Below are 22919 nucleotides of genomic sequence, written 5' to 3'. Positions count from 1 at the left end.
CTAGTTGGCGCCGTCATCCGCCGCCGCTGCGGATGGAAAGTCCGGATCCGCGCTATCGTCCGACGAGTTCAGATCGGCCGGGACGTTCCCGTCGTAGACCTTTTTCTGGCGGTCCTCGAGATAATAGCTGCGCACGAAGGCATAAGGATCGAACTGTTGCTGCAGCGTCTGGTCGAACCCGAGCAGGCTGGCGCGCAGATTGATGCCCTCGATCGCCCGCAGCGCATACGGCACCCACGGATAATCGTCATCGATCACGTCGAACTGATCGACGTAGTTGATCGGGTTGGCGAACTGATCACCCAGACCACCGAGGAAATCACGACCATCGGAGGGCCCCAGCAGCGGCAGATAGAGATAGAAGCCCGGTCCAACCCCCCAGAAGCCGAGCGTCTGCCCCAGATCTTCGTCGGGATGCGGCACGTCCAGGCGCGTGGCGATATCGAAGATACCGCCGACACCGGCCGTCGTGTTGATCATGAAACGGCCGAGCGACTGGTTGAACTTGCCCCATTTGAGCTGGAGCAGGCTGTTGGCCATGGTCACCGGCTGGCTCGCGTTATCGAAGAAATTCGCGATGCCTGCCTGCACCCGATCCGGCACGACCTTGTCATAGCCCTTCGACGCCGGCCGCACCACGTACTTGTCAGCCTTGTCGTTGACCTTGTAATTGAAGCGGTTGACCGGCTCCAGCGGATCCCACGGATCCGAGGGCGGGCTGTGCGCACAGCCCGCCAGCATGAGAAGTGCCAGCAGATTGAGCAGGCCGATTTGAAGACGTGAGGGGCTAGACATGAAAACGAACCTCGGGGACAAGGCGACGATGCGTTATTTTTTGGCGCGGTAATGCGCGAACAATTCGCTCAATGAATGTTCGGGCGCGAAATCGAAGGTACGAGCGAACAGGCTGCCATCGATAATGACCGAATACTTGAAGAAATCGATCAGGTAGGCCGGCGGCGCAAGCCGTCCGAGCGCGCGCACGGCCCGACGCGCCAGCCGCGGCGGCACCGATGGCAGAAACAGCCGTCGACAGCCTGCCATCTGGAGCGCGTCCTGATAGGTCACATAATCATTCGGTGCAACATTATATACGCCCGGATGGTTTTGCTCGAATGCCATCAGCACCGCGCGCGACATGTCGGCCACGTGGATGAACTGCATCAACGGCGAAAAACCGACCAGACACGGCGCCACGGACTGGCCGAGCATACGGCTGATCTCGTTATTGATGCCGGGGCCGGCGATATTGCACGGCCGCAGAATGACGATGTTCAGCTCCGGATCCTTGTACAGATGGATGTTGAACAGATTCTCCAGTTCCACGGCGTCGACGATCTCCGGCATGAGATTCGCCGCGCGCATGGGATGCTCTTCGTCGATCAGGCTCGGATTGCGGGCATCCGCGCCGTAAACGTGATACGTCGACAGCGCGAGCACCTTCGTCACGCCGTATTTCTTTGCCAATCCCAGCAGGCGAGATGTCCCCACGACATTCGCCGAATAGCGCCGGCCGCGCGTGGATTGCGTGAACCGGATCCGGCCCAGATGCACCACGCCGACGAAATCGTGCTCGCGAAAGACATCCTCGAACGGCCGCTGATTGAAGTCGACGACATAATCGACGGTGTCCGGATATTCGTGCTGGACGCCGCGGAATTCCACGCCCACGACGTCATAGTCATGCTCGATCAGCTCGGCGATGACGTGCTGGGCCAACGCGCCGGCCGCCCCGGTCACCATCACCTTGCCGCGATGGCCATGACCAATGCCCTGCACGTCATCAGTCGCCGTCGCGGCCTTGCGGCCGTCGGCGCGATCACGACGGGCCGGCGTCTTGCGCCGCGCCGCGGTCTGGCGTCGGGTCTCTTGTCGGGTGCGCTCGGCCATTGTCAGAACAGATGCTGTCGCTGGGCGACGCCGGCATCGATCAGATCACGAATGGCATCCTTGACCTGCTCCACCCGACGCGCGACGTCCGCCTCCCCCCGGACATCGTTGGCGAAATGCATGGGCTTACCGAAGTTCAGCACCACCCGCGCCGGCAAGGGCACCAGCGGCGACAACGGGAAGTAAGGCATGCCCAGCATGCGGGCGACCGGTTTGATGTTGGCAAGCGATGGCATGGTTTCCTCGCAGCCCACGACGCCGACCGGCACGATCGGCGCGTCGTGCTCCATGGCCAGATGCATGAAGCCGTGGCCGAATCGCTGGAGCTGATAGCGCAGATGATACGGCTTGCCCGAGCCGCGAATGCCTTCGGGAAAGACCACGATGGCCTCATCGCGCTCGAGCATCTTGGCGCAGTTCTTCGGATCGCCGATAACGCCGCCGACCGAATTCATCCAGTTGCCGAGAAACGGCACCGAAGGGAACCAGCGTTCGATCATCGAGCGCGGCAGACGCGCCCCGTCGTTGCGACTCGCCACGGCATAAGACACGAGAACACCGTCGACCGGCAGCTGGCCGCCGTGATTGCCGACGAGCAGCAGCCGACCTTCCGGGGCCACGTTCTCCAGGCCGTTGGCGACCACACGGAAATAATGGTCGTAGAGCCAGCGCACCAGCGTGAAGGTGATCTTGGCCGTGTCCGGGTTGAGCCCCCACGGGTCATAGCCGGCGCTGCCGATGTTGCCCATCGGCAGATTATCGACGATGGCCTCCACGTCGCGCGGGACCAGTCGCGGTTTGAGGAACTGACGCGTGCGCATGACAACTTATCCCTGACTAAGTCGGTCGCACGGGCCGATTTACCTTTACACTCGTGCAGCCTGCACCGAGCTTAGCACGCGAATACCCGATGTCCCGGTCCGATCATGCGCCCGCGAAATCCGATACTGCCGGCAGCGGCGCGGCCTCGTCCGTGGTCCACCTGCCGATCGAGATCATCCAGCGCGATCGAGCGCAGGCCCGCACGCACTTTGACGAGGCCGGGCTCGACGAGCTGGCCGAGTCGATCACCCAATCCGGCGTCATCCAGCCGATCGTGGTGCACGGCGATGCCGAGCACGGCTATCGCCTGATCGCCGGCGAACGACGCTGGCGCGCGGCCCAGCGCGCCGGCCTGGCCGAGATGCCCGCCATCGTGCGCAACGATCTGTCGGCCGATGAAGCCGCGGTTCTGGGCCTGATCGAGAACCTGCAGCGCGAGTCGCTCGGCGTCATGGACACCGCGCACGGCCTCGCCCGGCTGGGCGACACGCACGGCCTGACGCACGAGGCGATTGCCCATCGAATCGGGAAATCACGTGTTTACGTCACCAATTTCCTGCGGCTGCGCCAGCTCGCACCAACCGTCCAGACTCTGCTCGACGAGGGCCGGTTGAGCCTCGGCCACGGCAAGGTGCTGGCCGGCCTGCCGGCCAGCACCCAGGCCGAACTGGCCCGGCGCGCGATCGCGCGTCATGCCTCGGTACGCCAGCTTGAGCGCTGGGCGCGAGAAGCCGGCCCGGAAAATCAGGGGCCGCCGCCACCGGACGCTGATTCCGGCGCCGACCTCGGGGCCATGGAACGCGGCCTGTCCGAGCACCTGGGCAATACCGTGGCCATTCGCTACGAGCCGAACCGTCGACGCGGCGAGCTGCGCATCGCGTTCCACGATCTCGACGAATTCGAAGGCCTCCTCGCCCGGCTCGGCTACCGGACGAACTGACGCGGCCGTCCGATCGAGGCTAGGCGCTGTATTGCCGCAAAACAGCGCTTGTCCCGAAGGGTTGGGCCGCCCATGAAAAATCGACGATGGGCGCCCGGCGGCGTTGCGAGTCTGGATCGTGGCACGCCACGATCGGCGACTCGCGCCTTGCCGGACACACTGCGGCCTCTCGACGAAAAGGCGCTCGCACGAAACATCGACAGACCCTAGCGCTGGTTGTCCGGGCCCCTGGCATTGTTCGGGTTGTCGCGCCCGATGCCGGCTTTCTTGGCTGCGCCCATCAATCCGAAGCCGAGTAGCACAGCGACCCCGATGCCGATCCATAACGGCGCCACCCCCAGCGCATAGGCGCCGTAGCCGAGTGCGGCGACGACGATGAGCACGCCGATCATGTAAATCGCGAAGTTCGTCATCGTATTCCTCCCTGTTGAAATGTTCTTGCTCTTGTTGAACCGGTGCCGGTCTAGGGCCGCTGGCGGCGCAGTGGCCCACGCTGGCGATGATAATACGCGGCGAGCGCCGCGATTTCGGCATCGCTCAATCCGCGGACCTGACCGGCCATGATGGCATTGTCTCGCCCGCCGTCACGATAAGCTCTGAGCGTGTGCACGAGATAACTCTCCGGCTGCCCGGCGATGGTCGGAAACGTGGGCGTGGTGGCGACGCCGTGCTTGCCGTGGCAGGCCGCACAGGCGTCCGTTCGCTGTGCCAGCCAGTCCGATGTGACGTGCCCGTCGTCGGCCCGGGCAACGGTCATGGCCCACAGCGCGATCAACCCGCCCCACGCCAGCGCCTTGAAGCCGGGCACAAGACGACCCCGTCTCACTGGCGCCCCCGACCGGCGAGATAGGCTGCGATATCCTGGATATCCTGATCGCTCAGACTCGCTGCCTGGGCCTGCATGGTCGGATGATCGCGCCGGCCGGCACGATAGGCCTTCAACGCCGCAACCAGATAATCGGGCTGCTGGCCGAACAGCCGCGGTACGCCGTAGTCCGGATATGCATTGCGATAGCCGGCGATGGCATGACAGCCACGACAGCTTTCGAACTTGAGACGCCCCGCGGCCGCGTCTCCTGCGGCCGCGGCCGTCGTGCTCACCGGGCCAATCAGAATCAGACACAGCGCCCCGAGTACGGCGCGATTCAAGAGGCGTCGTCGTCGCTGTCGGCGGTCGCCGGCTCGATCAGCTCGCCGATGGTCAGGTTCAGACTGAAACGCTCGCCCGGCGCGCGGCGCGCCGTGGGATCGAGATCCCCGTCGTCGAACTGCACCATGGCCAGGCGCGCCATACCGCCGAGCGGCCCGCCGGCCGGCCCGGCCCAGACGCCGACACGCGGGGCGCCGACCACGCTCTGCGGCAATTCATCGCCGTAGCGGGCGCGCAATGCGGCCGGCATTAACGCCGCAGCGCCCGCATCCAGCGGTGCCGTACTGATCTGCATGTCCAGCCAGCCCCGTCGTCGCTGCTCGGACAGGCGCTGCAGCAGCCCCGCCGGCACGTATTCGACAACCCGCCGGGTCGCGCCGGCCGCCAGCTCGCGTCCGTAACGTGTCAGCCCGGCTCGCAACCCGGAATCGGCCGCTTCATGGCCCAGCGCGGCTCGATCGCCGGGCGTGGCAGGCGCATGAAAACAGCTGTCCACATGGGCCCGGATCCGGACTGTTTCGCCGCGCGCCGCCGGCGCGCTCGACAGCGCCAGCGTGGCCGTCACCCAGGGTTTGCCGCCGTAGGGGTTGGGAAGTCGAAGCTCAAGACTCGCGCGACGCGGGCGCCGGGAGGACAGGCCCGAATCCGGGTCATCGCCGATGAGACGTCGCTTGACTGTCTGCCACATGCCGCACCTTTCGAGCATGTACAATTGCGAGTCAAGCAGTATACGCGGTGCGCCAGGCCATGTCCGAGACCCGTTATTTTCGCGTCAGCGGTACCGTCCAGGGCGTCGGCTTTCGCGTCGCCACGCAGCAGACGGCCCGTCGACTGTCGCTGGCCGGCTGGGTACGCAATCGTGCCGACGGCGATGTGGAATTGGTCGCGGCCGGCAAACCCCGCGCGCTGGACGAACTGACGGACTGGTTGCACGCGGGCCCGGCGGCTGCCCGGGTCACACACGTGGCCGTCGAGACCGGCGCACCGGCGTCATCACCGGACTTGGCTGACCCGTTCGCGGTTATCTGAACGCATCGATCCGGCCACCGGGAACGCGATTTCGATAGGCAGATAAAAAGAGGCCCGGATCGGGAGGGCATCCGATCCGGGCCAGCTTATCCGTACCGTCAGGGGGCGGACGGTACAGTTGAAACACAGCCACTCGACTCGGGTAGGTGTGGCTGTGTCGGCAGAGTCGGTGAAGGGGGAGACACCGGTTCTGCGAAGCAGCGGGATTGCCCCGTTGCCATCGAGTGAGACTATAGTCGGATACCTGACTTCCGACCAATTGTTTTTCTTTCGACGAAATATAGCGTTGCACTATACAACTATTATTTCGAGTCGACTCAGATACATACGATCGCGCGGTCGTAAAACGGAGCTTTGAGATGAATCAGACCGCGGCAATTGCCGACGAGGCGACCGCGCAGGAAGCCGATCTGCGACGCACGTTCGCCATCATTTCGCACCCCGATGCGGGCAAGACGACACTGACCGAAAAACTGCTGCTGTTCGGCGGCGCGATTCAGCTCGCCGGCACGGTCAAGGGCCGCAAGGCCTCGCGTCATGCGACTTCCGACTGGATGGCCATGGAGCAGTCACGCGGGATTTCGGTGACCACCTCGGTGATGCAGTTCCCCTACAACGATCGCATCGTCAATCTGCTGGATACGCCGGGCCATGAGGATTTCTCCGAGGACACCTATCGCACGCTGACGGCGGTGGATTCAGCCCTGATGGTGATCGACATCGCCCGCGGCGTGGAGCCGCGCACGATCAAGCTGATGGAGGTCTGTCGGCTGCGCACCACGCCGATCTTCACGTTCATCAACAAGATGGACCGCGACGGCCGGCCGCCGCTCGAAGTGCTCGACGAGATCGAAGACATTCTGAAGATCGAATGCGCGCCCATTACCTGGCCGATCGGCATGGGCCGGGCCTTCAAGGGCGTCTATCATCTGCTCGAGGACAAGGTGCATCTGTACGAGGGCAGCGACAATGAGGCCGGCGGCCGCACGATCACGCTCGACGGGCTGGAGGACGATCGCCTGAAGGAAATCGCCGGCGACTACTACGACGACCTGCTCGAGGAGATCGAACTGGTCCGCGAAGCCGGGGCCGGTTTCGATCTCGAGCGCTATCGTCGCGGCGAGGTCACCCCGGTTTTCTTCGGCTCCGCGGTCAATAACTTCGGCATCCGCCCGCTGCTCGATGCCTTCGTCGAATGGGCACCGGCGCCGCAGCCACGCGAGACGACGTCGCGCTCGGTCACCCCCACCGAGAAACCCCTGTCCGGCTTCGTGTTCAAGATTCAGGCGAACATGGACCCACAGCATCGAGACCGCATCGCCTTCATGCGCATCTGTTCCGGCCATTACCAGAAAGGCATGAAGATGCGGCACCTGCGGGCAGGCAAGGACATCCGCGTCGGCGATGCGATCACCTTCATGGCCAATCGCCGAGAGGCGGCCGAGACAGCGTGGCCCGGCGACATCATCGGCATCCACAACCACGGCACGATCGCCATCGGCGATTGCTTCTCTCAAGGTGAGGAGCTGGCCTTCACCGGCATCCCGAACTTCGCGCCCGAGCTGTTCCAGCGCGTGGTCCTGCGGGATCCACTCAAGGCCAAGGCCCTGCACAAGGGGCTGGATCAGCTGTGCGAGGAAGGCGCGACCCAGGTCTTTCGCCCGCTGCACAACAACGACGTGATCCTTGGCGCGGTCGGCACGCTGCAGTTCGATGTCGTCGCCGAGCGCCTGCGTACCGAGTACAACGTCAACGCCGGCTTCGAGAGCATCGAAGTCCATACGGCGCGCTGGATCTACGGAGAGCCACGCGAGCTGGAGCGGTTCCGCGATCGCATGGACACCGGGGTGGCCGAGGATCATTCCGGCGCACTCGTCTACCTGGCCCCGTCACGCGTCAAACTGCAATTGACCGAGGAACGCTGGCCGGATATCACCTTCGCATCCGTGCGCGAGTTCAATACAGGCGGCTGAGGCCGCCCTCACCGGCTCGGCTTCAGGGATCGATCGGCAGCGCGTCACCGGCCTCGACAACCAGGGTGTAACCGGCCTTGGCCAGGCGGCCGGCCTCGACATCGAGGTCGGCCCGCGTCAACGGCCGCTCGGCCAGCCAGTCCGCATCCAGTGTCAGGATGACGTGTTTCTTGTCGATCGACAGGCGCGCCGGCGGGCGCGCGGCCGGGTTACGCGCGCGATGCAGCAGAACGGCCAGCCGCAGCGTCACCGATGCCCGCAGGATCCAGGGCTGCCAGGCAGCGGGCAACGCGTCCACGATCTCGGCACGCAACCGACCGCGGTGAAGCCGAACGAGCGTAGCCAGCCGATGCTGATCGGCCTGGGAGAAGCCGCGCAGATCGGCGTTTTCGAGCAGATACTGGCCGTGCTTGTGATAGGCCCGATGCGCGATCGCCAGGCCGATCTCATGCAATATGGCGGCCCAGCGCAGGGTCTGGCGCGTATCGGATTCGATACGCGACGGCTCGTCGGCTGCGGCGGCCGCCGCGACCGCATGCGAACGCCATAACGAAACGGCCGTCGCCGCGACCCGCCGCCCGTGCCCGTCGTCCACGCCGAACCGGGCCACGGCTTCGGCCACGCCATCATCGCGTGCATCGTGTGCGGCCAGTCGATCCAGCAGATCGGTGATCACGCCTTCACGCAGGGCCTTGTCCGATACGGCCATACGCTGCACCGACAGGCTCTCGAATATACCGGTCAATACCGCCAGACCGCCGGCGAAGATCGCCTGTCGCTCGGCCGACAGCCCCGGTAGCGACAGCTTGTCCAGGTTGCCGGTGCGGCGGACCTGGCGGCCCAGCTTGTCGAGCGCGTCCGGCGTGATCACGCCCGCCGGATCCTCGATGCCGCTGGCCCGCAGGATGGATTTGACGCTGCCAGAGGCACCGATGGCTCGGCTCCAGCCGGTCTGGCGATAGGTATAGGCCAGCCGCTCCAGCGCGACACGCGCAGCCGTGACCGCAGCCCGCCAGCGTGTCTTGTCGACCTTGCCGTCGGGGAAGAATTCCCGTGTGAAACTCACCGCCCCCAGCGACACGCTCTCGGCGTGCAGGACACGCGGGCCGCAGCCGATCACCAGTTCCGTGGAGCCACCGCCGATGTCCACGACGAGTCGCTGCTCGTCCTCGGCAGCCAGATCCTCGCAGACCCCGGCATAGATCAGCCGTGCCTCTTCGACGCCGTAGATGATCTCGATGGGATGCCCGAGCACCGCCTCGGCCTCGGCCAGGAAACCCTCGGCATGACGCGCCTGGCGCAGCGTATTCGTGCCCACGACCCGGACCTGGGCACTGGGCAGCTGGGACAGCCGCTGGCCGAAACGCGACAGGCAGGCCAGCGCGGCTTCTCGGGTGGGCGCATCCAGCGTACCGTCGGCATCGAGACCGCCGGCCAGCCGCACCGACTCCTTGAGCCGATCCACGACACGCCGCTGCGAGCCCTCGATCTGCACCACGATCATGTGGAAACTGTTCGAGCCGAGATCGACGGCGGCTACCGTCAGCGGCCCCTGCGATAACTCAGGGCTTTTCAAAGGCATGGACATGGCACTATCTTAAGCGGGCAACCGGGTAGTTGCGAGGGGTGCATTTTGACGACGACAACCGTCGATCGGCGTATCGTGCCGATCCGTCGACTCTTTTCCCATTTCCGGCCAGCGCTCGCGCGGCGTCGGCTTTACGAGCATCGCATGCTCCTGCTTGCCGGCCTGGTCGTCTTGGCAACCAGCGGCTGTGCCAGCAACGGCATGACCCGCTCCGGCGCGGCCGGGCCCGGCAACGGTCCCCATCGCCAGACCGCGACCGCGGCCGACGACGATGACGGCTGGCTTCAGGCCGGCGCCGACGGGCTGGCCCTGGCCCAGCGCAAGCTGCGCAACGCGTTGCACAGCGTGTATCAGACCTGGGCCGGCACACCGTATCGCTACGGCGGCCAGAGCAAGCACGGCGTGGACTGCTCGAGTTTCGTGCAGCAGACCATGGATCGTGTCGAATCCTACGAGCTGCCACGCACGACCGTGCAGCAGGCCCGCGTCGGGATGTCGATTCCCCGCTCGGCGCTCCAGACGGGCGATCTCGTCTTCTTCAAGACCGGCTCGTTGTCGCATCATGTCGGAATCTATCTGGGCGATGGGCGTTTCATGCACGCCTCGACCAGCGAAGGCGTGACCATCTCGCGACTCGACAACGTGTACTGGCGCAATCATTACTGGCAATCGCGCCGCCTGGTCGCCGACAACGGCGACACCCTGCAGGCCTCGCGCATGTAACACGCCCCGTTCATCACTTGCTCGCCTCGACAGACACGAACCACGCGGGCCGGCCTGTTAAGCTGCGCGGCACATGAGCGAGCTCGACGACCATCACACGACGCTGCGCGAGCGGCTGCGCACGATCATCTTCGGCACGAGCACGCGCGCAGGCTGGCTTTTCGACGTCGTGCTCCTCCTGGTCATCGTGGCGAGCGTGGCCAATCTGATGCTGATCTCGGTGGCCGGCATCCGGGCCCGGATCGGCGATTGGCTGGACACGGCCGAATGGGTCTTCACGGTCGTGTTCACCATCGAGTACCTGACCCGGATCGCGGTCGCGCGTCGCCCGATGGCCTATATCCGCAGCTTTTACGGGCTGGTGGATCTGGTCTCGATCCTGCCGATGTACGTGGCGATCTTCATCCCGGCATCGCATTTCTTCATCGCCATACGCGTGCTGCGCGTGGCGCGCATGTTCCGGGTGCTCAAGCTCGGCCACTACGACTCTGATCTGCAGATGCTGCGGCGATCGCTCATGGAGGCCCAGCGCAAGCTGCAGATCTTCATGGGCATGCTCGCCCTGTTCGTGACCGTGCTCGGCGCCATCATGTACGTCGTCGAGGGGCCGGAACACGGGTTTACCAGCATCCCGCGGGCGATCTACTGGGGTGTGGTCACGATCACCACCGTCGGTTACGGCGACATATCGCCGGCCACGCCGCTCGGCCAGGCCATCGCTGGCGTGGCCATTCTCATCGGCTATGCCGTCTTGGCAGTGACGACCGGCATCATCACCGCCACCCTCACCAATGAGCTGCGCAACGATCGCCAGGGCATCTTCTGCCCGCACTGCGAACGCAGCGGACATGAGAAGGACGCCAGCTACTGTCGCTTCTGTGGCGGCGATCTGGACGAGGATCCCGAGGACGAAGAGGTCGAGAACGAGGAACAGGCCGAAGCGCGCGAGAAGCTGGACTGAGGCGCCTCAACGCTGTCGCCATGGCACGTGCGTCATGCCAACGAGGGCTGGCGCTGCTGCTGTCGAACACGCCCAGCGCAGAGATCGCCGGCACAGCGCCTCGCCGGTGCCACCGTCTTCCATGGCATCGGTACAGCATGATTCATGCGCAATACACTGCCAGCGTTATCGACAACCCGACGCCCGAGTAGCCATAACCTGTTATGCCATATGCTCACTGTCGCGACCGCGCCGTTCGCCTGACGACGGGGCTGCGAGATCGCCTCGATCGGCTGGCTTGCCGGGCTGATCGGTCGCGACAAAGTGCTGTTCAGTACGGCGAGATGAACAGGTGAACAGGTGAACAGGCACGACATGCCCGCATAAAAAGACCCGCGATCCGAAGATCGCGGGTCTTGGCCGTTTCAAACGGTCGGTCGGGCTTTAAGCGTGTTGCTGACGCTCTTCCCGAGCCTGCTCGATCAGACGGTGCGAGACCGAACGCCGCAGCATGTCGTGTGCGCGCTCGATCGCGCGATCCAGTCCTTCATGCTGGATCTTGAACTGCTTCTGGGCGCGCGCCTTGAGCTCGTCTGCGCTTGGCAGATCGGGCAGTTCGATCTCGGCCAGATAGGCCTCGGCGGCGCTCCACTTGGTCCGCGCATGGCCGCGCAGATCTTCCATGATGTGGCTGCCTTCCCAGCGGGCCCGCAGATTGGCCGTGATGCGATCAGCCGAGAAACCATCGGCGATGTAGGTCGCGCACTTGTCGATGATCTTCTGCGTTGGCGGCTTTTCGTTGGCCAGAATCGACTTCGGCGGCTGCCGGAGGTTCCAGACCAGACCGATCTTCTCGAGCCCCAAGAGCATGTAGTACGTCGGGTCGAACTCCCACCAGAAAAAGCCGTTGCGCGCGGTGGCCGGATAATAGTGGTGGTTGTTGTGCCAGCCCTCACCCATCGAAAGGATAGCCATGAGCCAGTTGTTACGCGAGTCGTCACCGGTCAGGTAGCGCTGGCGACCGAACATGTGGTCCAGCGAGTTGATGGTGAACGTGGCGTGATAGACCAGGATGGTCGACAAAAGCCAGCCGACCAGCAGGCCGGACCAGCCGCCGATCAGGAAACACAGTACGGCCACGGAAAGACCCGGCAAGTACTGATGCCGCTCGATCCAGCGAATCTCGGGATACTTCGAGAAGTCCTTGACCAGATCCATGTCCGGGCTGGAACGGGCTTCACGATAGACCCAACCGACGTGCGCATCCAGGAAACCGTAGTGGCGCGGCGAATGCGCGTCTTCCGGTTCGTCCGTATCGCGATGATGCTCACGGTGCTTGGCAGCCCACCACAGCGGGCCCTTCTGCAAGGCGGTCGCGCCCAGGAAAGCGAGAACGAACTGGAAGGTGCGGCTGGTCTTGTAGCCGCGGTGCGAGAAATAACGGTGATAGCCGGCCGTGATCCCGAATACGCGGGCGACATACAGGAAGACGCACATGGCCACGGCTGTCCAGGTGAAACCGGTCCACCAGATGCCGATCAGTGCGACATGCATGAGCCCCATCGGCATGAAGTTCCACCAGTTGAAGTGGTCATCCATGTGCTGATTCTGGGGGAAACGGAACCGCTTGGTCTTTTCGCTCATTGCTTGGCGAACCTCGTCGGACACAAAATCATTGTAGTGCACAACCGTGCACAGACAGCCAGAGTATGCGTCGGATGAGAATCGTTTTCAAGAAATCCGCGCTGCATCATCCGTTTAATTCCGGATGATGCTCGGCTGCCCGACCGCGGTATCGCGCTCCGGGCCGTCGATCGTGCCGGACTCATCAGCCTCGACATCCAGCCCCTGGAAGTCGAACAGCGTCCGGTCGGCCATCTGCGACGGCGCGATCCGGGTCATCGACCGGAAGATGCGCTCACTGCGCCCCGGATCGGCGGCCTCCCATTCGGCCAGCATGGCCTTGACGTTCTGGCGCGCCAGATTCTCCTGCGAACCGCAGAGATTGCAGGGGATGATCGGGTGCTGCGACAGCCGCGAGAATTTCTCGATGTCCTTTTCCGGACAATAGGCCAGCGGCCGGATGACCACGTTATCGCCATCGTCGGACAAAAGCTTCGGCGGCATCGCCGACATGCGCCCACCATGAAACATGTTCAAAAACAGGGTCTCGACGATATCGTCGCGATGATGACCGAGGGCGATGCGATTGAACCCCTGCTCGCGCGCATAGCGATACAGGATGCCGCGACGCAGGCGTGAACACAGACCGCACATCGTCGCCCCCGGCTCGATCTTCTCGGTCACCACGGAATAGGTGTCGCGTTCGATGATTTCGTAGTCGACCCCGAGCTCATGCAGATAGCCGGGCAGAACGTGCTCGGGGAAACCCGGCTGCTTCTGATCGAGATTGACCGCACGGATCGTGAAATCGATCGGTGCGACCCGCTGCAGGTAGAGCAACGTATCGAGCAGCGTATAGCTGTCCTTGCCACCCGACAGACAGACCATCACGCGATCCCCGTCATCGATCATGCCGTAGTCGACGATCGCCTGGCCTGCCAGCCGTCGAATGCGCTTGGTCAGTTTCTTGGCGGCGACCGAGCCGGGCTGCAACCCGGCCGGCGGGCGCGTATCCAGTACGGGAATCTCGCTCATGACAACACCTGGCCTGGGACAATGACGGGCGCGGCGCATTGTGACAGCCGCGACACCGGCCCGACATTGTAGGGGCAGATATCAATGTCTGCCGCGACGCCCCCGGCAAGTCGGGCGACCAGCCGGTGGCGGGCAAGGGGCCTGCTGGGCGTCCGGTCGCTGCCTGGCACCGATTCAGACGCGCGCGAGCAACTCCCGCACGACACGCTGGGCCTGGCCAGCATAGCCACCCCCGAACAGACGCGCGTGATTGAGCAGATGATGAAGCTGGTAGAGCGGACGCCGTATCTCACGATAGCCGGGACGCATCGGCCAGGCGCCCCAATAGGCTTCATAGAATTCGGGCGTGAAACCGCCGAACAGTTCGGTCATGGCCAGATCGGTTTCGCGATCACCGTAATAGACCGCCGGGTCGAAGATCACGGGTCGGCCCTGGTCGTCCATACCGGCATTGCCGCCCCACAGGTCGCCGTGCAGCAACGAGGCCTCCGGCGTATGGCCGGCCAGCAGATCCGGCAGCGCCGCCAGCAGCCGGTCACCGTCGCGCGCCAGACCGGGGTGCGCCGGCGCGAGCGCGTCGAGCATCACGGCCAGCCGGTTCTCGCGCCAGAACTCCACCCAATCGGCGTGCGACGTGTTGTGCTGGGCCGTCTCGCCGAGCGTGTTATCCCGATCCCAGCCGTGGCGTGTCGCCACGATGCCGTGCAGCTCGGCCAGTCCCTCGCCCAGCTGCGTCATCGCCAGACGCGTGGGCCGCGACAGCGTGACGTGCTCGAGCACGATGAATGCCGTGTCGTCGCATGTCGTCACGGCGATCGGACGCGGCACGCGCAGCAGCGTGGCCTGAGCGAGTTCTTCGAGACCGGCAGCCTCGGCCTCGAACATGGCAAGGCGTGCCGCAGCGTTGCATTTGACGAAATACTGGCGCCCGTCTGCGCCAGTCAGGGCATAGGCCGCATTGATATCGCCACCGGAAAGTCGCTGGACGGTCGCGTGGCCAAACGCACGACCGGTCTCGCGACCGATGGCTGCCGCCACGGCATCGACAAGCGCGCGCGAGGCGTCACTCATGTCTGGCCCCCCTGCCCGCGTCGCGCAGGCGGGCTCTCAGGTTACGACCGACGCCGAGCCGCGTGCACAGCGCCTCGATCGCCTCGGAATCGACTTCACGCCGCCTGATGTCGCGTTGCGCAGGCGACAGGTCGATATCGCACACGATGGTCGCCAGCCGTCTGGACAGCCGCGCCTGATCAGCGCCGGCTGCCAGCTTATCGGCCAGCCCCGCGGCACCGCGCAGGTCGGACGCGCCGACGCTTGCCGTATCGTCCAGCATGGCTTCCAGTGTATCGAAACGAGACAACAGACGGGCCGCTGTCTTGGCCCCGATGCCGGCCACGCCGGGGATGTTGTCGACCGTGTCGCCGACCAGGGCCAGATAATCCGGAATCTGATCCGGCGCCACGCCGAAACGCGTCGTGATGCCCTGGCGGTCGTACCGTGTCTCGCGGGCATAGTCCCAGAGCACGTCGTGATCTCGCAGCACCTGCGCCAGATCCTTGTCCGATGTCACGATCGTGGCCGGCTCATCGCTCGCCTGTACCAGGGTGCCGATGAGATCGTCGGCTTCGTAGGTCGGACTCGACAGCGTCGCGATGCCCAGCGCCTCGGTCAGCTCGCGACAGCCGGCGATCTGATCGGTCAGCTCGACGGGCGGCAGTTCGCGATTGGCCTTGTAATCGGCATAGAACGTGTTGCGGAACGAGCTGGTCAGCGATTCGTCGAAAGCCGCAGCCACACGCGACTCGTCGGTCGCGTCCAGCAGGCCGAGCAGAAAACCGGCATAGCCATGGAAGGCGTTCAGCGGCCGACCGTCGGCTCCGGCGATACTCGCGGGCAGCGCGTGAAACGCCCGGAAGATATAGACACTGGCATCGATGAGCAGCATGCCGATAGTGTACTGACCGCCCCCAGGCCGGCGCGAGTCGTCGGCGCCCATTTCGGAGAAAACAGTTATGTTGTCCCAGCTGCTGCGCCGCGGCGCACCGTTCGTTCTGATGATCATGACCGGCACCGGCCTGGCCGGCGTCGCTCAAGCCGACACCACGCTGACGTATGCCGGCCAATCCGGCCAGTACGTCGTCTCGATTTCGCCGAAGGCCGTACGCATCGACGGCGATGGCGCGGAATGGCAACTCTATCGACAGGACGATCCGGCGATTCTGTCCGTCGAACCCGGCGAACAGACCTTCACGCGCCTGGATCAGGATACGGCCGGCCGCATCCGCAACCAGATGAACGACCTCCGGGCACGCATCAACCAACGCTTGTCCCAGTTGCCCGAGGGCAAGCGGGTCGCGGCACGCATGGCCATGGCCGAAAAGATTCCGGGGCTGAACGCCGGCGGCAAGATCGGTCTCGACAAGACCGGTGCCGATGATCGCGTGGCCAACGTGCCGTGTGTGGTCTACCAGATCATCCGCGACGGTCAGCCGGCCGACACGATGTGCGTGGCCTCGGCCGATGCACTCGGCATTTCCAAGGATGGCTTCGGCACGGTCCGTTCGATGTTCAGTCTTCTTCAGAACATGCTCAAGGGGACTGGCCTGGAAGGCATCGGCCTGCCTTATCAGAGTCTTTCCGGCATGCCGGTACGTTTTGTCGACGGTATATCCGGGGAACAGCGCGCTCTGGTATCGGTTTCACATCAAGATATCCCCAACAGCCGCTTCCAAGTCCCGCAATCGTATGTCGAGCAACAGCCGCAGGCCCCGCGCGCCGGTGGCTGAGCCACGGTGATTTGACTCCGGCGCGCGGGCCCGCCCGGGAGGCGGACCGCTCGCCAATTGCCACAGGTTTTGGTTAGACTCGGCCGAGCTGCCCGTCACGGCATGGTCATCGCGCGGATCCTTACCGGGCGCGCCGATCACCCTGCCGGTTGGCGCTCTTTTGTGATTCATGAGCCGAGACAATCCATGACCGTAACGATCTCCGTGGTTCGGGAGACCGCGCCCGACGAGAAGCGCGTGGCGATGGTGCCCAAGGTGGCGGCCAAGCTCATCAAGCGCGACGTCACTCTGCGTATTGCCCGGGGCGCCGGCGAGGCCAGTCGGATTCCCGACGACGCGTTCGACGAGGCGATCGAGCTGACCGAGGACGCCGATGCGGTGTTCGGCGCCGACATCGTACTGGCCGTCAACGCCCCGGAGGCCGAACAGATCGGCCGGATGCGTCGGGGGGCGGTGCTGGTGAGCTTCGTCCAGGCCCACAATCATCCCGACATCGTCGACGCCTTGCAGCGCCAGGGCGTGACCTGTTTTGCCATGGAACGGATCCCGCGGATCACCCGGGCCCAGTCCATGGACGCGCTCTCCTCGCAGGCCAACGCGGCCGGCTACAAGGCTGCACTGATTGCCGCCAACGCCCTCGAACGTTTCCTCCCCATGCTCACCACGGCCGCCGGCACCATCCGGCCGGCCAAGGTCGTGGTCATCGGCGCTGGCGTGGCCGGCCTGCAGGCCATCGCCACGGCCGGCCGGCTGGGCGCCAAGGTCTATGCCTACGACGTGCGCACCGACACCAAGGAACAGGTCGAATCGCTGGGCGCGGAATTTCTCGTTGCCGAGGGCGTCAAGGCCGAAGCCGAGGGCGGCTACGCCCGCGAGCTGACCGACGAGGAGAAACAGAAACAACAGGCCATGCTCGCCGAGCGCATTGCCGATGCCGATGCCGTGATCACCACCGCCGCCGTGCCCGGCAAGCCCGCGCCGAAGATCGTGACACAGGCGATGGTCGACGGCATGAAGCCGGGCTCGGTGATCGTCGATCTCGGCGCGGCCGGCGGTGGCAACTGTGTGCTGACCGAACCGGGCGAGACCGTCACCCACGGCGCGGTGACCATCCACGGCCCGACCAACGTCCCGGCGCTGCTGGCCGAACACGCCAGCGAGATGTACGCCCAGAACCTGTTCAACTTCCTCCAGCTGTTCGTGGTGGCCGAACCCGGCCAGGACGACGTCAAGCCGGCCGAGCAGACCGATCACATTGCCTTCGACTGGGATGACGACATCCTGGCGCAATCGGTGCTGACCCGCGACGGCACGCTCATCGACGACGACGCACGCGCGGCGCTCGGCAGCGCCGACGAGACGGCCGACGACGCGCACACCACCGCCAGCTGAATCGGCCACAGGTCGCCGCCAGCCAGGGAGAACCCCATGATCACCGGCTTTGTCGCCCTCTACATCTTCATGCTCGCGGCCTTCACCGGCTACGAGATCATCGGTCGCGTGCCGACCATCCTGCATACGCCGCTGATGTCCGGCTCGAACTTCGTGCACGGCATCGTGCTCGTTGGCGCGATGGTCGCGCTGGGCAACGCCGAGGGGTTCTGGGAAACCCTGATCGGCTTCGTCGGCACCGTACTGGCCGCCGGCAATGCGGTCGGCGGCTACGTCGTGACCAAGCGCATGCTCGAAATGTTCAAGTCCTCCCGGGACTGAGCGCCGCCACCATCATCCGAGGGTTTCCCGCATGAGTTTCTGGGACTTCATCGTCAACGCGAGCTACTTCATCGCGGCCGTCCTGTTCATCTACGGCCTCAAGCAGATGGGCTCGCCCCGTACCGCCAGCAAGGGCATCCGGCTCGCGGGTATCGGCATGCTCGTGGCTGTCGTGTTCACACTCTGCCACCCGGCCATCCACGGCGGTTTCGGCCACTACCTGCTGATGCTGATCGCGATCGCCATCGGCGGTGGCGCGGCCTGGAAATCCGGCCAGACCGTCCAGATGACGGCCATGCCGCAGATGGTCGCGCTCTACAACGGCATGGGCGGCGGCGCGGCCGCGGCCATCGCGCTGATCGAGATGTACTCGCATGCCGCCTTTCAGCACGGCTTCGCGCTCATTCTGATGGCCGTGATCGGCGCGCTGATCGGCGGCGTCTCGTTTGCCGGCTCGCTGATCGCCTGGGCCAAGCTGGAAGGCAAGCTCGACAAGACCCTGCGTGTGCCGGGCCAGCAACTCATCAACGGCGCCCTGGCGGTTGTCATCGTCATTCTCGGCTGGGCGATCGTGGTCGCCGACGACGGCGCTTCGGTCCTGGTCACGCTGTTCTTCCTGGCCAGCCTGGCCTTTGGCGTCCTGTTGACGATCCCGATCGGCGGTGCCGACATGCCGGTCGTCATCTCCATGTACAACGCCTTCACCGGCCTGGCCGTGGCCTTCGAAGGCTACGTCATCGACAACCCGGCCATGATCATCGCCGGCATGGTGGTCGGGGCTGCCGGCTCGCTTTTGACCTGGCTGATGGCGGTCGGGATGAACCGCTCGCTGACCAACGTCTTGTTCGCCGGCTTCGGCGCGGACGACGACAGCCAGGCCGAGGGCCCCGAAGGCGAAATGAAGTCGGTCGAAGGCTTCGACGCCGCGGCCTCGATGGCCTATGCCGACAGCCTGATCATCGTGCCCGGCTACGGCCTGGCCGTGGCCCAGGCCCAGCACAAGCTCTGGGAGTTCGTGCAGGCCCTACAGACCGAGCACGGGGTGGACGTGAAGTTCGCCATCCACCCGGTGGCCGGGCGCATGCCGGGGCACATGAACGTGCTGCTGGCCGAGGCCGGCGTGCCCTACGACCTGATCTACGATCTCGAAGAGATCAATCCGGAGTTCCCGAACGCGGATGCCGCACTGGTCATCGGCGCCAATGATGTGGTCAACCCGGCAGCCAAGGCCGACGAGGGCAGCCCGATCTACGGCATGCCGATTCTCAATGTCGATGCCGCCCACGAGGTCTATGTCGTCAAACGCGGCAAGGGCACCGGCTTTTCCGGCGTCCAGAACCATCTGTTCTTCGGCGACAACACCCGCATGGTCTTCGGCGATGCCAAGCAGGTCTGTGCCGACCTCACCGCCGGGCTCAAGCAGATCTAGACGGAGACACCATCCGGTACGGGGCGGGCCGCCTGCGGGCGGCCCGCCCGTACCGGAAAGACGTACCGATACCGCAAGGCCGGCCGCCGGCAATGCTGCCGCAGCGGCCCATCACACGACAGTATCGACCCACCGACAGCGGCACACCGGCCATGGCCACCGATACCGCCCGTGCCACGGGGTAAACTGGGCCGATGCACGAACTCGAGCCCATCGCCGCGGCCCTGGCCGATCACCGGCCGCATCGCATGCCCCTGCGCCGTCGACTCAAACGCGCCGCCATTGCAGCCATCCTGCGCGAATCGCGCCAGGGCACGGAACTCCTGGTCATCGAGCGTGCGCGCCGTCATGGTGACCCCTGGTCAGGCCATCTCGGCCTGCCCGGCGGACGGCTGGCAGCCGGGGACGACCGAAGCGGCTCGCTGGCCGCCATACGCGAAACACGAGAGGAGATCGGCGTTCAGCTCGACCCGAGTCTGGGCATGGGGCGGCTGTCGGACATCGTGACACTCGATCACGCACGCCGGGCACCACTGGCGCTGTCGCCTTTCGTCTATCGCTGGCCGACAGACAATCCCCGTATCGTCTGCAATCATGAAATCGCCGACTGGCGCTGGCTGCCGCTGGCCTGGCTGGACGAACCGATCAACCGGGGCACCGTGATCTGGCGCCGGTTCGGATTCGGACTGCGATTGCCGAGCTATGATTGTGGCGACGACCGCCAACTGTGGGGGCTCACGCTGCGAGTGGTCGATGAATTGCTGGCTATCGCGAGACGGGCCACGTCGCGTTGATGACGGTGGGCGCGCCGGGAACTTTTCGCCGCGTATCAACATGATGCGACAGAACTTTCCACATCATTCAAGCCGGCCGATACCGGACCCGAGCCTATTTTTCTTGCAAGCCGAAAGACTTCAAGCGATTGAATTATTTGATTATTTTTACAACCAAACCGATATGGGGCAACGCCGGGCGGATTCCGTGAGGCGCTCGTCCATAAATACTCCACCGACTTGTCCACAGGCCATGGCTTAATGGCGGCGGAGACGACACGAGTCATTCGCGTGGCCGTTCCGGTCCCGCTGCACGGCATGTTCGACTATCTCGTGCCGTCGAACGTGGCGATCGCGGTCGGCATGCGCGTGCTGCTGCGCTTCGGACGACGCCATCTCGTGGGCATCGTCATGGCCTGCGATGTGACGCCTTCGGTCGCGCTCGACAAGCTGCGCCCAGTCGAACGCTGTCTGGATGAATCGCCGCTGCTCGATACGGCGCTGCTCAAGCTGCTGCGCTGGACGGCGCGCTATTACCATCATCCGCTCGGCGAAACCGTGGCGACCGCACTGCCCGCCGCGCTGCGCCGCGTCGATGCCGCAGCCGATGCCAGCCGCAACCGCGGCTGGCAGGCCGTATCGGAGCCGGCCGTCGATGCCGAGACCGCGCTGACCCGGGCGCCGCGCCAGCGCGAAATTCTGGCCACATTGCGAACGGCCGGCCAGGCCATCGCCCAGGCAACCCTGGTTGCCCGGTTTCCGACCGCCGCCCGGCCGCTGGCCCAGCTGGCGGCGCGCGGGCTGGTCGAGGCGGTCACACTCCCCGGCGGGCTGGAGCGTGGCCATGAAGGCCCGGCCCCGGCCCTGACGGCCGATCAGAGCGACGCCCTGACCCGCCTGCGCGATGTCGAGGGTTTCGCCCCGGCGCTCATCGACGGCGTGACGGGCTCCGGGAAGACCGAGCTGTATTTCCGGCGCATGGCCGATGTCTTGGCCAGCGGTGGCCAGTGTCTGTTCCTGGCGCCGGAGATCGGGCTCACGCCGCAGCTCATCGAGCGTGTCCGGGCCCGCTTTGACGCCGCGATCGGCGTGCTCCACTCGGCCCGCTCGGACGGCGAACGCGCCGATGTATGGCGGGCCGCGGCCGTGGGGGATGCCGATATCGTGATCGGTACCCGCTCGGCGGTCTTCACCCCCATGCCGCGGCTCGGGCTGATCGTGGTCGACGAGGAACACGACGGCTCCTACAAGCAGGGCGACGGGCTGCGATATCATGCGCGCGATGTAGCGGCCAAGCGTGCCCAGGATGCGGGCATTCCTTTATTACTCGGCAGCGCGACCCCGGCACTGGAAACCCTGCACAACGCCCAGTCGCATCGTTTCGCGCACCTGCGCCTGACGCGCCGCGCCACCGGCGCGGCGATGCCGGCCATCCGTGTGATCGATATCCGCTCGCGACCGCTCGACGGCGGCCTGTCGGATCCGCTGATCGCCGCGCTGACACCACACATCGAGGCCGGCAATCAGGTGATGATCTTCATCAACCGGCGCGGCTTCGCACCGGCCCTGGCCTGCCATGACTGTGGCTGGATCGCACCGTGCGAGCGCTGCGATGCCCCGATGACCGCCCACGCCGGCGGCCGGCGTCTGATCTGTCACCACTGCGGCGAACAGGCCGCCGCGCCGCAGGCCTGTACCGCCTGCGGCAGCACCCAACTGCTGGCACTCGGGGCCGGCACACAGCGCGTGGCCGGGGCCCTGCGCAGCCGGTTCCCGCACGTGACCATCGCGCGTTTCGATCGGGACGCCACGGCCCGCAAGGGCCGCCTAGAAGCCCAGCTGGCCGATGTCGCCAACGGCACCACACAGCTGATGGTCGGCACCCAGATGCTGGCCAAGGGACACGATTTCGCGCGTCTGACGTGCGTTGGCGTGCTGGATGTCGACGGCGGCCTGTTCTCGGCCGATTTCCGAGCCACCGAACATATGTCCCAGGTGGTCACCCAGGTCGCCGGGCGCGCCGGCCGGGCCGACCGGCCGGGTGAAGTCTGGTTGCAGACACGTAATCCCGATCATCCGCTGCTGCATCGCCTGCTCGCCGGCGGCTATGCCGGGTTTGCCCGCGCCGCGCTCGCCGAGCGAGAGGCCACCGCCCTCCCGCCCTTCGGTTATCTGGCCCTGTTGCGCGCCGAAGCCCACGACAGCCAGCAACCCCACGATTTTCTCGCCGAAGCGGCCGCGCATGTCCCGGCCGGCGGCGAGCTGGCCTGCTGGGGGCCGGTGCCGGCGCCGATGGCACGCCGGGCCGGTCGCTATCGCGCGCAGCTGCTGCTGCACGCTGGCACACGCGCCCAGCTCCATCCGATCCTCGATGCCTGGCAGGCCGTCTTGCCGAAGCTGCCGCTGGCACGCCGGGTGCGCTGGTCCATCGATGTCGATCCACAGGATCTGCTGTAGACAGCGCGATCGGACACGACCCATACCGGCCCGCCGAATGACCTCGGA

At 65.2% G+C, this 22919-nt stretch carries 23 protein-coding genes; 11 read left to right on the top strand and 12 right to left on the bottom strand.

The annotated features are described in order from the left end of the window. From D3260_RS10105 to D3260_RS10095, 3 genes are read right to left on the bottom strand one after another with little or no spacing between them, the layout of a single operon-like run. Positions 1-795 carry a VacJ family lipoprotein gene (locus tag D3260_RS10105; RefSeq protein WP_120098473.1) on the bottom strand — a complete coding sequence of 265 codons (795 nt, stop codon included), beginning with the start codon at positions 793-795 and terminating at the stop codon, positions 1-3. A 33-nt stretch (positions 796-828) separates the two neighbouring features. Then, positions 829-1890, bottom strand: a complete 1062-nt coding sequence (locus D3260_RS10100) for an NAD-dependent epimerase/dehydratase family protein (RefSeq protein ID WP_120098472.1) — start codon at positions 1888-1890, stop codon at positions 829-831. Between the two features lie 2 nt (positions 1891-1892). Continuing rightward, a complete protein-coding gene (locus tag D3260_RS10095) occupies positions 1893-2711 on the bottom strand; it encodes a lysophospholipid acyltransferase family protein (protein ID WP_120098471.1) in 819 nt (272 codons plus the stop codon). A gap of 89 nt (positions 2712-2800) precedes the next feature. On the opposite strand from D3260_RS10095, the gene D3260_RS10090 reads away from it, so the two are divergent. Beyond that, positions 2801-3652, top strand: a complete 852-nt coding sequence (locus tag D3260_RS10090) for a ParB/RepB/Spo0J family partition protein (RefSeq protein WP_120098470.1) — start codon at positions 2801-2803, stop codon at positions 3650-3652. A 206-nt stretch (positions 3653-3858) separates the two neighbouring features. Here the strand turns inward: D3260_RS10090 and D3260_RS10085 are convergent, their stop codons facing one another. The 4 genes from D3260_RS10085 to D3260_RS10070 are packed head-to-tail and all read right to left on the bottom strand — an operon-like array spanning position 3859 to position 5490. Next, positions 3859-4065 (bottom strand): hypothetical protein, encoded by a 207-nt coding sequence (locus D3260_RS10085; RefSeq protein ID WP_120098469.1) that lies wholly within the window; start codon positions 4063-4065, stop codon positions 3859-3861. Between the two features lie 50 nt (positions 4066-4115). Beyond that, positions 4116-4460 (bottom strand): cytochrome c, encoded by a 345-nt coding sequence (locus D3260_RS10080; protein ID WP_199671453.1) that lies wholly within the window; start codon positions 4458-4460, stop codon positions 4116-4118. A gap of 14 nt (positions 4461-4474) precedes the next feature. Then, entirely contained in the window at positions 4475-4801 is a 327-nt protein-coding gene (locus D3260_RS10075) for a cytochrome c (RefSeq protein WP_120098468.1), read from the bottom strand. Continuing rightward, complete coding sequence (locus tag D3260_RS10070; RefSeq protein ID WP_120098467.1) at positions 4798-5490, bottom strand: hypothetical protein; 693 nt, start codon at positions 5488-5490, stop codon at positions 4798-4800. The genes D3260_RS10075 and D3260_RS10070 overlap by 4 nt, the downstream gene beginning before the upstream one ends. 59 nt (positions 5491-5549) lie before the next feature. Between D3260_RS10070 and D3260_RS10065 the strand changes: the two genes are divergently transcribed. Further along, positions 5550-5831, top strand: coding sequence for an acylphosphatase (locus D3260_RS10065; RefSeq protein ID WP_120098538.1), 282 nt, complete (start codon positions 5550-5552; stop codon positions 5829-5831). A 359-nt stretch (positions 5832-6190) separates the two neighbouring features. Then, entirely contained in the window at positions 6191-7804 is a 1614-nt protein-coding gene (locus D3260_RS10060; RefSeq protein WP_120098466.1) for a peptide chain release factor 3, read from the top strand. 22 nt (positions 7805-7826) lie between these two features. Here D3260_RS10060 and D3260_RS10055 read toward each other — a convergent pair whose 3' ends face one another. Beyond that, entirely contained in the window at positions 7827-9392 is a 1566-nt protein-coding gene (locus D3260_RS10055) for a Ppx/GppA phosphatase family protein (RefSeq protein ID WP_199671452.1), read from the bottom strand. 45 nt (positions 9393-9437) lie between these two features. On the opposite strand from D3260_RS10055, the gene D3260_RS10050 reads away from it, so the two are divergent. Next, the gene (locus D3260_RS10050) at positions 9438-10115 is read left to right on the top strand and encodes a C40 family peptidase (protein WP_199671451.1); all 678 of its coding nucleotides are present in this window, start codon (positions 9438-9440) and stop codon (positions 10113-10115) included. 73 nt (positions 10116-10188) lie between these two features. Next, complete coding sequence (locus tag D3260_RS10045; protein WP_120098465.1) at positions 10189-11076, top strand: ion transporter; 888 nt, start codon at positions 10189-10191, stop codon at positions 11074-11076. Positions 11077-11499: 423 nt separating this feature from the next. On the opposite strand, the gene D3260_RS10040 is transcribed toward D3260_RS10045, so the two are convergent. From D3260_RS10040 to D3260_RS10025, 4 genes are all read right to left on the bottom strand, one after another. Then, positions 11500-12699 carry an acyl-CoA desaturase gene (locus D3260_RS10040; protein ID WP_233544026.1) on the bottom strand — a complete coding sequence of 400 codons (1200 nt, stop codon included), beginning with the start codon at positions 12697-12699 and terminating at the stop codon, positions 11500-11502. A 114-nt stretch (positions 12700-12813) separates the two neighbouring features. Beyond that, positions 12814-13713 carry a tRNA 2-thiocytidine(32) synthetase TtcA gene (ttcA, locus tag D3260_RS10035; protein WP_120098464.1) on the bottom strand — a complete coding sequence of 300 codons (900 nt, stop codon included), beginning with the start codon at positions 13711-13713 and terminating at the stop codon, positions 12814-12816. A 174-nt stretch (positions 13714-13887) separates the two neighbouring features. Beyond that, positions 13888-14784 (bottom strand): fructosamine kinase family protein, encoded by an 897-nt coding sequence (locus tag D3260_RS10030; protein ID WP_120098463.1) that lies wholly within the window; start codon positions 14782-14784, stop codon positions 13888-13890. Continuing rightward, positions 14777-15658, bottom strand: coding sequence for a 5'-3' exonuclease H3TH domain-containing protein (locus tag D3260_RS10025; RefSeq protein WP_120098462.1), 882 nt, complete (start codon positions 15656-15658; stop codon positions 14777-14779). Before D3260_RS10025 ends, D3260_RS10030 begins: the two co-directional genes overlap by 8 nt. Before the next feature lie 67 nt (positions 15659-15725). On the opposite strand from D3260_RS10025, the gene D3260_RS10020 reads away from it, so the two are divergent. The 6 genes from D3260_RS10020 to D3260_RS09995 all read left to right on the top strand — a co-directional run bounded on the left by D3260_RS10020 (position 15726) and on the right by D3260_RS09995 (position 22871). Beyond that, entirely contained in the window at positions 15726-16499 is a 774-nt protein-coding gene (locus D3260_RS10020) for a hypothetical protein (RefSeq protein WP_120098461.1), read from the top strand. A gap of 186 nt (positions 16500-16685) precedes the next feature. Next, a complete protein-coding gene (locus tag D3260_RS10015; RefSeq protein ID WP_120098460.1) occupies positions 16686-17891 on the top strand; it encodes an NAD(P) transhydrogenase subunit alpha in 1206 nt (401 codons plus the stop codon). A gap of 36 nt (positions 17892-17927) precedes the next feature. Beyond that, a complete protein-coding gene (locus tag D3260_RS10010) occupies positions 17928-18212 on the top strand; it encodes an NAD(P) transhydrogenase subunit alpha (protein ID WP_120098459.1) in 285 nt (94 codons plus the stop codon). Positions 18213-18243: 31 nt separating this feature from the next. After that, a complete protein-coding gene (locus D3260_RS10005; RefSeq protein WP_120098458.1) occupies positions 18244-19641 on the top strand; it encodes an NAD(P)(+) transhydrogenase (Re/Si-specific) subunit beta in 1398 nt (465 codons plus the stop codon). 194 nt (positions 19642-19835) lie between these two features. Further along, a complete protein-coding gene (locus D3260_RS10000) occupies positions 19836-20435 on the top strand; it encodes a CoA pyrophosphatase (RefSeq protein ID WP_120098457.1) in 600 nt (199 codons plus the stop codon). A 240-nt stretch (positions 20436-20675) separates the two neighbouring features. Further along, complete coding sequence (locus D3260_RS09995; RefSeq protein WP_120098456.1) at positions 20676-22871, top strand: primosomal protein N'; 2196 nt, start codon at positions 20676-20678, stop codon at positions 22869-22871. Positions 22872-22919: the final 48 nt, after the last annotated feature.

Origin of the sequence: Salinisphaera sp. Q1T1-3, from assembly GCF_003602005.1 — a bacterium.
Taxonomy (GTDB): domain Bacteria; phylum Pseudomonadota; class Gammaproteobacteria; order Nevskiales; family Salinisphaeraceae; genus Salinisphaera.
This window is presented reverse-complemented; position numbering and strand designations above follow the sequence as displayed.